The sequence below is a fragment of the Gemmobacter lanyuensis genome, from assembly GCF_014652355.1.
Lineage (GTDB): Bacteria > Pseudomonadota > Alphaproteobacteria > Rhodobacterales > Rhodobacteraceae > Gemmobacter > Gemmobacter lanyuensis.
In genome coordinates this window covers 482,001-494,080 of record NZ_BMYQ01000001.1, presented here as the reverse complement: position 1 = coordinate 494,080, position 12,080 = coordinate 482,001, and the positions used below count along the sequence as shown (strand labels likewise).

Below are 12,080 nucleotides of genomic sequence, written 5' to 3'. Positions count from 1 at the left end.
TTAGCGCTAACATGCGCAGCGCAGGACAGCGAGGAGAGGCCATGGTTTCGCGCGTCATTCCGGTTGAGGTCTTTGATCTGGTAATTTTCGGGGCGACGGGGGATCTCGCGCGCCGCAAGATCTTGCCGGGTCTCTATCGCCGCTACCTTGCGGGGCAGATCACCGGCGAAAGCCGCATTATCGGCGCGGCCCGGACGGATCTGGATGCCGAAGGCTTCCGTCAGCTGGTGCGCGATGCGATTGCCGAATTCGTCGCTGCCGACAAGCGTGACACTGCCGTGATCGAGGATTTCCTGTCGCATCTGGACTATGTCTCGATCGACGCGGCCAAGGGGGATCAGGGATGGAAATCCCTGAAAGCCATGATACGCCAAGGGGTTGTGCAGGCTTTCTACTTCTCCGTCGCACCGTCGCTTTTCGGGGATCTGGCCGAGAAGCTGCATGATCATGGCATTGCCCATTCTGAATCGCGCATCGTGGTGGAAAAGCCCTTCGGGCGGGATCTCGCCTCGGCGCAGGCGCTGAACGCGATGTTGGCCAGCCATTTCGAAGAACGTCAGATCTATCGTATCGACCATTATCTGGGCAAGGAAACCGTCCAGAACCTGATGGCCGTGCGCTTTGCCAATATCCTGTTCGAACCGCTCTGGAATTCGCAGTTCATTGACCATGTGCAGATCACCGTGGGCGAAACTGTTGGGGTCGAAGGCCGCGGCGCCTATTACGACAAATCGGGCGCGATGCGGGACATGGTGCAAAACCACCTGATGCAGCTGCTCTGCCTGATCGCGATGGAGCCGCCCTACCACTTTGACCCGAATGCCGTTCGTGACGAAAAGCTCAAGGTTATCCGTGCCTTGCAGCCCGTTCCTGCCGAAGATATCGTCCGGGGGCAATACCTGCCCATGAACGGTGCGCCGGGGTATCTCGAAGATTGCGAAGACCCCGAGTCGAAGACCGAAAGCTATATCGCGCTGAAGGTCCATGTCGCGAACTGGCGCTGGAAGGGCACGCCCTTCTACCTGCGGACCGGCAAGAAGCTGCGGGCGCGGGCCTCGGAAATTGCGATCACCTTCAAGGAACCGCCCCATTCCATCTTCGACGATGCGGCGGGCTGGCGCGAAAACGTGCTGGTGATCCGGCTGCAACCGAATGAGGGCATGAACCTCAAGGTCATGATCAAGGAACCCGGTCCTGGCGGCATGCGCCTGACGCAGGTGCCCCTGGACATGAGCTTTGCCGATGCGCTTGGCGCAGAAGGTGCCGATATTCCAGACGCTTATGAGCGTTTGATCATGGATGTGATCCGCGGCAATCAGACGCTTTTCATGCGCGGGGATGAGGTCGAGGCCGCCTGGGCTTGGACAGATCCGATCATCAAGGGCTGGGAAGCGCGCGGCGATCGCCCGCATGGCTATGATCCCGGCTCCTCGGGGCCTGAGGACGCGCTGATGCTGATGCATCGGGATGGGCGCCGCTGGCGGGAGATCAAGGAATGAACTTCGTCGAATATCCCGACCGCGATTTCCTCATGCTGTCGCTGGCGGATCGGCTCGCCGGAGAGTTGGCCGATTTCCTGCGGCGCGAGGGGCGCGCTTCGTTTTGCGTGCCGGGTGGCACCACGCCCGGGCCGATTTTCGACACGCTGTCGGGCGTCGATCTGGATTGGGCGAATGTCTCGGTCTTTCTGAATGACGAACGCTGGGTCGATGAAACCAGCCCGCGGTCGAACACGCGGCTCTTGCGGGAAAGGTTGTTGCGGGGCAATGCCTTGCATGCCAAACTTGTGCCGCTTTATGCACAGGCCGACCAGCCCGAACCCATGCTCGAGGAACTTTCAGCTGGGCTGGAACCGCATCTGCCGATCTCGGTCCTGCTGCTCGGCATGGGCGCCGACATGCATACGGCGAGCCTTTTTCCCGGCGCCGACCGTCTGGCCGAGGCACTGGCCCCCGATGCCCCGATCCTGCTGCCCATGCGGGCCGAGGCCGCGGGCGAACCGCGCATCACGCTGACCGCACCGGTCCTCGCTGGCGCGATGAACATCCATATCCTGATCACGGGCGCAGAAAAGCGCGCGGCCCTCGAACGGGCTGCGTCCTTGCCGGTGCAGGAGGCACCGGTCGCTGCCGTTTTGAAGAACGCCACCGTCCATTGGGCGGAATGATTGAGCAAGGACCCACCCATGACCACCCGCTTTCAGGCGCTCCGCCAACACCGCGCGGCCACGGCAGCCACCACCATCCTTGACCTTTTTGCTGATCCCGGCCGCGCCAGCGCCTTTTCCTGCCGCCACGGCGAGATGCTCTTTGACTTCTCCAAGACGCAGATCGACGCGCAAGCCCTTGATCTTCTTCTTCAACTTGCAAATGGGGCAGGGGTCGCGGAAAAACGCGATGCCATGTTCGCCGGCGCAAAGATCAACGAAACCGAAGGTCGCGCGGTGCTGCATACGGCGCTCCGTAACCTCTCGGCCAGCGTGGTCGTCGATGGCCGCGATGTTATGCCCGAGGTGCGCGCGACCCATGCGCGCTGCGCAGCCTTTGCCCGTGACCTGCGTGAAGGTCGCCTGACCGGACAGGGTGGAGCGATCACCGATGTGGTCAATATCGGCATCGGCGGCTCGGATCTTGGGCCCGCCATGGCCTATCTGGCGCTGGCACCCTTCGCCGATGGCCCGCGCTGCCATTTTGTCTCAAACGTGGATGGCGCCCATATCGCCGATACGCTGCGGGGCCTGAACCCCGAAACCACGCTAATCATCGTCGCCTCGAAAACCTTCACCACCATCGAGACGATGACCAATGCCGATACCGCCCGGCGCTGGATGGCCGAAAAGGTCGCAAACCCCGCGGCGCAATTCGCCGCCGTGTCCACGGCCTCCGACAAGACCGCCGCCTATGGCATTGATCCCGCTCGCGTTTTCGGATTCGAAGACTGGGTCGGCGGGCGCTATTCCATGTGGGGCCCGATCGGCCTTGCCCTGATGATCGCGATCGGGCCGGACCGGTTTGATGACTTCCTCGCCGGCGGCGCTGATATCGACGGCCATTTCCGCACCGCGCCCTTTGCCCAGAACCTCCCGGTACTGCTCGCTTTGGTCGGCATCTGGCACAACCAGATCTGCGGCCATGCCACCCGCGCCGTGCTGCCCTATGACCAGCGCCTGAGCCGCCTTCCGGCCTATCTCCAGCAGCTGGAGATGGAATCGAACGGCAAGACCGTGGCGATGGATGGCACTGAATTGCCTTACGACTCGGGTCCGGTGGTCTGGGGTGAACCCGGCACCAACGGCCAGCACGCATTTTACCAGCTCATCCACCAGGGTAGCCGTGTCATCCCCTGCGAATTCCTCGTGGCGCGCCAGGGCCATGAACCCGATCTCGCCCACCAGCACCTGCTTCTCGTCGCCAATTGCCTCGCCCAGTCCGAGGCTCTGATGCGCGGCCGCAGCCTGGACGAAGCTCGTGCAATCATGGCCAGGAAAGGCCTCACCGGGGCCGAGCTGGAACGTCAGGCGCGCCACCGCGTCTTCCCGGGCAACCGTCCTTCGACGACACTGGCCTATCCGCAGCTCACGCCCTTCACCCTGGGCCAGATCATCGCGCTCTACGAACACCGCGTGTTTGTGGAAGGCGTGATCCTCGGCATCAACAGCTATGATCAATGGGGGGTCGAACTGGGCAAGGAACTCGCCCTCGCGCTGCAACCCATTCTGGAAGGCAAACAGCCGACCAAAGGCAAGGACGGCTCCACAGAACAGCTGGTCGCCTATCTGCGCGGCTGATCTGCATCTTCCCGTTGGACAAATATCCTCGGGGGGTCCGGGGGGCAGACAGCCCCCCGGCCTTTTTCATTTCAGCGCGGCGGTCACGATGACTTCCACCTTGTACTCCGGGGCGGCCAGCTTTGCCTCGCCGGTGGCGCGGGCAGGCGTGTGGCCTTGCGGCACCCAGGCGTCCCAGACGGCATTCATCTCGGCGAAATCGGCAATATCGGCCAGCCAGATCTGGGTCGAGAGGATGCGGGTCTTGTCGGTCCCGGCTTCGGCCAGAATGCGGTCGACCTCGGCAAGGCAGGTGCGGGTCTGATCGGCGACCGACTCGCCGGGGTTGCCCACCTGACCGGCCAGCCAGATGATGCCATTGTAGCAGACGCCTTCGCTCATGCGGGCGCCGGTGCCGATACGCTTGATGTCGCTGTTCATGCGATGCTCCTGAAATAGACTAGGTTCTGCTAGCTGCTGCGCCGCAAAAAGAAAAGCAATTTCAGGGGTATCTGGAGCGGGTGAAGGGAATCGAACCCTCGTCATCAGCTTGGGAAGCTGCGGCTCTACCATTGAGCTACACCCGCGTTGCCCTTCACCTAAGGCCTTGAAGCGGCGGCGTCAAGGGGGCTTTGCGAGGCGATGAAACGCCACCCGCCAAAAACAAAACACCCCGGCGGGGCCGGGGTGTTTCAGGTTTTATCCGCGGCGGCGGCGGCGTCCTTCGGACCCGGCCCCGGCGGTGTTGAAGCTGACCTCGGGCAGGGTTGCCACGCCCGCCAGATGCGGGAAGGGATCGACCGCATGGGGGATCGCATTCGCGTTTACAAAATGCTCCTGGAAGCGCGGCTCGATGGCAGTCTCGATCTTGAGGATGTCATGCACCGTCGCCTCGATCGCATCCCGCGCGGCCCGGTTGCAAAGCGCGATCCGCGCGCCGGTCCCTGCGGCGTTCCCGGCGCTCGTCACCTTCTCCAGCGGTGCATCGGGGATCATGCCCAGAATCATCGCATGTTTCGGGCTGATATGCGCGCCAAAGGCCCCGGCAAGGGTGACACGATCCACCGTCTCCACCCCGATCTCATCCATCAGCAGCCGCGCCCCGGCATAAAGCGCCGATTTCGCAAGCTGGATGGCGCGGATGTCGCCCTGGGTGACCATGATCACCGGGCCGCCCTCGGCGCTGCTGTCGTGCAGCAGATAGCTGTTGGTGCGGCCTTCGGGGCGGCAGCGCGGGGTGCCGACCTGTTCCGCCGAGCCGATCAGGCCCGAGGGATCGACAATCCCGGCGGTCCGCATCTCGGCCACGGCCTCGATGATACCCGACCCGCAGATACCGGTGATCCCGCTCGATTTCGTGGCCTCGGCAAAACCCGGATCATCCGACCACAGGTCGCTGCCGATCACGCGGAAGCGCGGCTCTTTCGTCACCGGATCAATCACCACGCGCTCGATCGCGCCCGGTGCCGCCCGCTGACCCGAGCTGATCTGCGCGCCCTCAAAGGCCGGACCGGTGGGGGAGGAGCAGGCCAGAACGCGGGTCTTGTTGCCCAGAAGGATCTCGGCATTGGTGCCGACATCGACGATCAGCACCATTTCGTCCGATTTGTTCGGCTCTTCCGACAGGGCCACGGCGGCCGCATCGGCGCCCACATGGCCCGCGATGCAGGGCAGCACATAGACCTGGGCCGCCGGCGCGATATTCGACAGATCCAGTTCGCGCGCGGGCAGCGACAGGCTGCCGCTGGTCGCCAGCGCGAAGGGCGCCTGACCCAGTTCGACCGGATCGATGCCCAGCAGCAGGTGATGCATGACCGGGTTGCAGACGAAGACGACCTCGAAAATCTCGGTCGGCTTCACATGCGCCTCGGCCGCGATGGACAGCGCCAGCGCATTGATCGCCTCGCGCACGGCGCGGGTCATTTCGACATCGCCGCCGGGGTTCATCATCGCATAGGACACGCGGCTCATCAGATCTTCGCCAAAGCGGATCTGCGGGTTCATCAGCCCGCTGGAGGCCAGCACCGACCCATCGCGCAGATCGCAGAGATGCGCGGCGACGGTGGTCGACCCAAGGTCGATGGCCAGACCGTAAATCCCGCCTTCATGATAGCCCGGCCAGAGGTCGAGGATACGGGCGGCATGGTCGTGGTTGCCTTTGTAGAGCGCCACGGTGATCTTCCATTCGCCCTTCCGCAGGACCGGCTGCAGACGGCGCAGGATGGCCAGATCCGCCTCGACTGCCTCGACCTGCCATTGCTCGGCCAGCGCGCGCTTCACGCGCTCGAAATCGCCGGTCGGCTCATGCATGTCGGGTTCGGTGACTTCGATGTAAAGAAGCCGGGTGGCCGGATCCATCACGATGTCACGCTGGGTCGCGGATTTGCGGATGACCTGCTTGTGGACCTGGCTTTCCGGCGGCACGTCGATGACGATATCGCCCATGACCTTGGCCTGGCAGCCCAGTCGGCGCCCGTCGATCATGCCGCGCTTCGATTTGTAACGCTCTTCCACAGCGTTCCATTCCGACAGCGCCTCATCATCGACATGGATGCCGAATTTCGGGAATTCCCCATAGCCCGGCGTGATCTGGCATTTCGAGCAGATGCCGCGCCCGCCACAGACGCTGTCAAGGTCGACGCCCAACTGGCGTGCCGCCTGCAGCACCGGGGTGCCAAGCGCAAAGCGCCCCCGCTTGCCCGAGGGGGTAAAGATCACAAGTGCGTCTTCGGTCATGCCTGCCTCCTGTTCGCAAGCTGTTGTAGGGCATTGCGCCGCCGCTGCAACGTCGGAACGCGTCGCTTTCGGGTCAGGGTTCGACACGCGGATGGGCGCGCCGGCGTCAATCATGCAAAAGCCCCGGTTTTCAACCGAAAACCGGGGCCCCAAGGGGCACGGCTGTGCCCGTCAGATCAGTCGGTCAGGCGCGGCCGCGACGACCACCGCGACGACCGCCCGCTGCTTGCGATGCGGCCGCCGAAGCTTCGGCGAAGGTCGCGCCGCCTTCGACGGCCTCGATCACCTTGGCGAAGCGGATCCATTCGCCGCCGTTCGCGTCGTGGTTCATCAGGAAGTTGGCAGCGCGGATCGCCTCCATTTCCACCTGACGGACCGGGTTCATGATGGCGCTGGTCATGCCCGCGCCAATGGCCATCGGCAGGAAGGCCGCGTTGATACCGTGACGGTGGGGCAGACCGAACGAGATGTTGGAGGCGCCGCAGGTGGTGTTCACGCCCAGCTCTTCGCGCAGGCGACGGACCAGCGCAAAGACCTGCTGCCCGGCCGAGGCCATGGCGCCCACCGGCATCACCAGCGGGTCCACGACGATGTCATGGGCGGGGATGCCGAAGTCAGCGGCACGTTCCACGATCTTTTTCGCCACGGCGAAGCGGACATCGGGATCGGGCGAAATGCCGGTGTCGTCGTTCGAGATGGCGACGACCGGCACATTGTATTTCTTCACCAGCGGCAGAACCAGCTCCAGACGCTCTTCTTCGCCGGTGACCGAGTTCAGCAGCGGGCGGCCTTCGCAGGCAGCGAGACCCGCTTCCAGCGCGGCCGGAACCGAGCTGTCGATGCAGAGCGGGACGTCCACGGTCTGCTGCACGATTTCGATCAGCGCCTTCATCAGCGGCGGCTCGACAAAGTTGTTGTCGGCATAGCGCGGGTCTTCGGCCATCTTGTTGGCGAAAACGGCGCCCGAGTTGATGTCGAGCACGGTCGCGCCGCAAGCCACCTGTTCCAGCGCATCCTTGATCACGGTGTCAAAGTTGCCGGCTTCCAGTTCCAGCGCGAGCTTCTTGCGGCCGGTCGGGTTGATACGCTCGCCGATCACGCAGAAGGGCTCGTCAAAGCCGATCACGACGGTCTTGGTCTTGGATTCGAGAACGGTCCGGGTCATGGGCCTGTTTCCTTATGCTTGATTGGCCGGGACGCCCGAGGCGCCGCCGTTGTCGGTTGCCCATTGGGCATTGGTCTTGATGCCGCCCAGCGGGAAGAAATGCACGGATTCGATGCCGAAATCGGGGTTGGCGGCCTTGTGGGCGGCCAGATCGGCGATGAATTCGTTGGGTTCATAGGGCAGCAGCAGCTTGGTCACATCCATCGCGCGCTTTTGCAGCACCTTGAGTGAGGGGCCGACGCCGCAGGCAATGGCGAATTTGATCAGCGTCTGCAGCTTGGCGGGGCCAGCCACACCGATATGCACCGGGATCTTCACGCCCTCGGCGTTGATCTTGTTCACCCAGTCGATCACGGGGCCTGCGTCAAAGCAGAACTGCGTGGCGATCGCCATCTTGGCATCGGTGCGGTTCGCGAAATCCTGCTTCCACTTCAGCGCCTGCATGACGATGCGGTCGCCGCCGTCCTTGTCGATGTCCTTGTTGCCTTCCGGGTGGCCTGCCACATGAAGGCGGTCGAACCCGTCGAAAAGCCCGGTCTCGATCAGCTGCATCGAGCTGTCGAAATCGCCGGCCGGGGTGGCGACACCGCCGCCCAGCAGCAGCGCCTGTTTCACATCCGCCTCGCCCTGATAGCGGGCGATCCAGTCAGCGAGGGTGGCCTTGTCCTTGATGATGCGCGCCGGGAAGTGCGGCATCACCGGGAAGCCCTCGGCATTGATGCGCTTGGCGGTGGCGACCATCTCCTCGATGGGCGTGCCCTCGATATGGGCGATGTAGACGCGGGTGCCCTTGGGCAGGAGCGCGCGGAAATCTTCCACCTTTTCGGCGGTGCGCGGCATCACCTCCATGGAGAAGCCCTGCAGGAAGGCCTCCATCTCGGCGCGGTTGCCAGAGGTGGCGGGGGTGGTGTCGCGGCGGAAATTGAACAGCGCCATGTGGCGGCTCCTCGTCAGGTGGGGCAGGCGGTCAGGCCCGGCCCTCGGCATCGATCAGCGCCTTCAGGCGCGCGGTGTCGAATTCGGCCTCCAGACGCGCGGCCTCGGCTTTCGCCACCTCCTCCGCCTCGCCTTCGACCTCATAGGGGGCAGCCTTGCGCCATTCCGCCAGATAGGCGTCGGCATCCTTTGCCCCCACCTTCATGGCGCAGCGGTCGATCGCCTGTTCAAAGCGTTCCGAAAGCTGCACCTTCGTGCCGCGCCGACCCTTGCCCACGATGACTTGGGCCGGGATGTCGCGCCAGTAAACGATGGTCACTTCCGGCATTGGCTGATTCCCCTCTTTTCGTGACATCCGTTCTATGCCCCGTTGCGACGCACACGGTGTCGGTTTTCGACATGCCGCAGGCGATCCGCGACAGGGCGCTTTTCGCCGCACTGATACCGCCAAGTGCCCGCCAGCGGGAGAGGGGTTGATCGGAAAAAGATGCATGAAAAGCATGAGTTTTCTTCATCCCCTTGCCGCAGGGGCTGTGACCCCGCGTCCGCCCCCCGCAGGCCCCGGCATCGGCGCTTGCACGAGAGCGGTAACATGTCTAGTTTGAAACCAACCACATATGGAGGGCGATCAATGGCGCCCGAGCGTCCCCGAGGGGAGGACGCGATCCCGCAGCGCACCGCCAAGCCGCAGCCGCGCGCGGTCGAACCGTCGTCTCCTCGAACCGCCCCGGCGGGCCCGCAGCTTTATGCGGCGCTCGATCTGGGCACGAACAGTTGCCGGATGCTGATTGCCCAACCGAAGGGCAGTCAGTTTCAGGTTGTGGACAGTTTTTCCAAGACTGTCCAGCTTGGCGTGGGGCTGGAAGCCTCGGGTCGGCTTTCGCGCGCCTCGATGGGGCGCACGATTCAGGCGCTGCGGATCTGCCAGAAGAAGATCGAAAAGCATGGCGTCAGCCGGATGCGCCTTGTCGCGACCGAAGCCTGCCGCCGCGCGCGCAATTCCCGCGATTTCATGCGCCAGATCCGCCGCGAGACGGGGCTGACGGTCGAAATCATCGCGCCGGAAGAAGAGGCGCGCCTTGCCGTCATTTCCTGCGCGCCGCTGGTGTCGCGCCGCACGGAACAGTTGCTGGTCGTGGATATCGGCGGCGGTTCGACTGAACTGGTGTGGATCGACCTTTCCGCCGTGCCGCCGGATGACCGGTCGCGCGCGATCATGCGGTTGCATGCGGGTTTCACGCCCAAGGGGGACCGGCCCTCGGCGCGGGTGGTAGACTGGATCTCGGTCCCGCTGGGGGTGGCCACGCTGAAGGACCAGTTCGCTGATGTCGAGGATGATGCCGCGCGCTTTGCTCTGATGAGCTGGTTCTTCGAGGAAAACCTGGCGAGTTTCTCGCCCTACAATGCCGAAAACCCCCGTGCGGGTTTTCAGATCATCGGCACCTCTGGTACGGTAACCACGGTGGCGGCCAGTTTCCTGGGCCTGCGCCGCTACGACCGGACGAAGGTGGATGGTCTTTCGATGACCTCGGATCAGATCGACAGTGTGATCCGGGATTACCTGCAGCTTGGCCCCGAAGGCCGTCGCACCGACCCGCGGATCGGGCGCGACCGTCATTCCCTGATCATGTCGGGGGCGGCCATTCTGCAGGCCTTGATGCGGATCTGGCCGACCGACCGTTTGTCGGTGGCCGACAGGGGCCTCCGCGAGGGCCTGCTTTATGCCCAGATGAGCGCGGATGGCGTGCTCGGAGATGGACCTTACAGATGAAGACACCCAGCAAATCCGGTGACGGCAAGAACAGCTCGGGGCGCGGTCAGCGCGACCTGCGGGTCAAGGTGAAGACTGCCAAGGGGCGGAAGCTGTCCTCGACGCTCTGGCTCGAACGGCAGTTGAATGACCCTTATGTCCAGCGCGCAAAGCGCGAGGGCTATCGCGGGCGCGCGGCCTTCAAGATCATGGAGTTGGATGATCGCTACGGCTTTCTCAAGCCCGGCGCGCGGGTCGTCGATCTGGGCTGCGCGCCCGGCGGCTGGTGCCAGGTGGCGGTGCCGCGCGTCAACGCGCTGGGGGAGAACGCGAAAAAGCCGCAGGGCCGCGTGCTGGGCGTCGACCTGCAAGAGGTGGAACCCATCGCCGGGGCAGAGATCCATCAGCTCGATTTCCTGTCGGACGGGGCGGATGATCAGGTGAAGGCCTGGCTCGGCGGTCGCGCCGACGTGGTGATGAGCGACATGGCCGCCGCCGCCTCGGGGCACAAGGGTACCGATCACCTGCGCATCATCGCGCTGATCGAGGCCGCGCTGGCCTTTGCCTTCGACGTGCTGGAAGATGAAGGCACTTTCGTCGCCAAGGTGCTGGCCGGCGGCGCCGAGAATGAGATGAACGCCATGCTCAAGCGGAATTTCCGCAAGGTGGCCAATGTGAAACCGCCGAGCAGCCGTTCCGACAGTTCCGAAAAATTCGTGGTCGCCATGGGCTATCGCGGCCGCCAGATCCAGGGTGGCGCAGCGCAGGACCCGGATGGGGACGACGAATAAGCCGAACGTGAAAAGGGCGCCCAAGGGCGCCCTTTTTCATGCAACGATGCCGGTCGGGGATCAGCCGCCCCAGTGCCGCACCGGGCCGCAGTCCATATGCACGAAGTTCGACCCGGAATACCGGCCAACCCCGCCCGAAGCGCAGGTTTCCGCCGCGCGGGCCATCTGGCTGACCGAACGCGACTTGAGCCGCAGGTCCGCCGCCTGACCCTTCATGTGGAGCGAGTTCTTCGCCACGCCGCCCGATTGCGACCGCAGCATCGCATTGGTCTTGGGGCTGCGATAGCCCGAGAGCAGCATATAGGGTTCGGACACATCCAGCAGCCGATGCGAGGCTGCCATGATATCCACCGTGCGCGGGTCCATCGTCACCTGATCATCGGTGCGCCAGTCGCGCATGAAGTGGTTCACCTCTTGCAGCACTTCCTTGATGTATTTGCCTTCGATCCAGTAGATCGTGTCGAGGCTTTCGCCCGTCCGGCCCGAATACATCCGGATGCGCCGGATATCGCCCGCGCCGCGCAGCAGCCCGAAAGCGTTGGAGTAGGTGGGGGCCGCCACAACCGCCGTTGCCGCGAAGGCGCCAAGGATCCCACGCCGCGTGAAGCCGGTTTTTGCCGTATTCGTCATCAGAGCCTGTCCCTCGGTCATTACCGCGTGTATCCGCGGTTCCTGCCACTTTGCCTCAAGTGCCCCGGATTTATGACACAGGACGATTCGTAACAGAAGTGGTGAATCTGGCGCACCCGCCCATCCAAGCGCGGATCGGCAAAGATTTGCTGAACGCCGCCGATTTCTGGGAACCGAAAGGCGATTTCCGGCCGTGTTGCCGGAATGTGACAATCTGCCCCCTGTGCAAGGGGGGATAGGGCCATCCCGCCACGGTTGTGAATGGACTTGCAGGTGGAAATCCCGGAAATTCGGAAAAATCCCGTG

The 12,080-nt window shown here is 63.8% G+C and carries 11 protein-coding genes and 1 tRNA gene; 5 read left to right on the top strand and 7 right to left on the bottom strand.

Annotated elements, in window-relative coordinates:
- Positions 1-41: 41 nt before the first annotated feature.
- The 3 genes from zwf to pgi are packed head-to-tail and all read left to right on the top strand — an operon-like array spanning position 42 to position 3,787.
- Entirely contained in the window at positions 42-1,499 is a 1,458-nt protein-coding gene (gene zwf / locus IE101_RS02400) for a glucose-6-phosphate dehydrogenase (protein ID WP_189632184.1), read from the top strand.
- Positions 1,496-2,167, top strand: coding sequence for a 6-phosphogluconolactonase (pgl, locus tag IE101_RS02395; protein ID WP_189632183.1), 672 nt, complete (start codon positions 1,496-1,498; stop codon positions 2,165-2,167). Before zwf ends, pgl begins: the two co-directional genes overlap by 4 nt.
- 18 nt (positions 2,168-2,185) lie before the next feature.
- Positions 2,186-3,787, top strand: a complete 1,602-nt coding sequence (gene pgi, locus IE101_RS02390) for a glucose-6-phosphate isomerase (protein ID WP_189632182.1) — start codon at positions 2,186-2,188, stop codon at positions 3,785-3,787.
- Between the two features lie 66 nt (positions 3,788-3,853).
- Here the strand turns inward: pgi and IE101_RS02385 are convergent, their stop codons facing one another.
- The 6 genes from IE101_RS02385 to IE101_RS02360 all read right to left on the bottom strand — a co-directional run bounded on the left by IE101_RS02385 (position 3,854) and on the right by IE101_RS02360 (position 8,931).
- Positions 3,854-4,207 (bottom strand): RidA family protein, encoded by a 354-nt coding sequence (locus IE101_RS02385; protein WP_189632181.1) that lies wholly within the window; start codon positions 4,205-4,207, stop codon positions 3,854-3,856.
- 72 nt (positions 4,208-4,279) lie between these two features.
- Positions 4,280-4,353 (bottom strand) — tRNA-Gly (locus IE101_RS02380).
- Positions 4,354-4,465: 112 nt separating this feature from the next.
- Complete coding sequence (locus IE101_RS02375; protein WP_189632180.1) at positions 4,466-6,502, bottom strand: ASKHA domain-containing protein; 2,037 nt, start codon at positions 6,500-6,502, stop codon at positions 4,466-4,468.
- A gap of 184 nt (positions 6,503-6,686) precedes the next feature.
- Complete coding sequence (locus IE101_RS02370) at positions 6,687-7,667, bottom strand: methyltetrahydrofolate cobalamin methyltransferase (protein ID WP_189632179.1); 981 nt, start codon at positions 7,665-7,667, stop codon at positions 6,687-6,689.
- A 12-nt stretch (positions 7,668-7,679) separates the two neighbouring features.
- On the bottom strand, positions 7,680-8,603 hold the full coding sequence (locus IE101_RS02365; protein ID WP_189632178.1) for a methylenetetrahydrofolate reductase: 924 nt from the start codon (positions 8,601-8,603) through the stop codon (positions 7,680-7,682).
- A gap of 31 nt (positions 8,604-8,634) precedes the next feature.
- A complete protein-coding gene (locus IE101_RS02360; RefSeq protein ID WP_189632177.1) occupies positions 8,635-8,931 on the bottom strand; it encodes a virulence factor in 297 nt (98 codons plus the stop codon).
- Between the two features lie 303 nt (positions 8,932-9,234).
- Here IE101_RS02360 and IE101_RS02355 point away from each other — a divergent pair, with 303 nt between their 5' ends.
- Positions 9,235-10,374 carry a Ppx/GppA phosphatase family protein gene (locus IE101_RS02355; RefSeq protein ID WP_189632176.1) on the top strand — a complete coding sequence of 380 codons (1,140 nt, stop codon included), beginning with the start codon at positions 9,235-9,237 and terminating at the stop codon, positions 10,372-10,374.
- Positions 10,371-11,144 (top strand): RlmE family RNA methyltransferase, encoded by a 774-nt coding sequence (locus IE101_RS02350; RefSeq protein WP_189632175.1) that lies wholly within the window; start codon positions 10,371-10,373, stop codon positions 11,142-11,144. The genes IE101_RS02355 and IE101_RS02350 overlap by 4 nt, the downstream gene beginning before the upstream one ends.
- Positions 11,145-11,204: 60 nt before the next feature.
- On the opposite strand, the gene mepK is transcribed toward IE101_RS02350, so the two are convergent.
- Complete coding sequence (gene mepK, locus IE101_RS02345) at positions 11,205-11,774, bottom strand: peptidoglycan L,D-endopeptidase MepK (RefSeq protein ID WP_189632174.1); 570 nt, start codon at positions 11,772-11,774, stop codon at positions 11,205-11,207.
- Between the last annotated feature and the right edge of the window lie 306 nt (positions 11,775-12,080).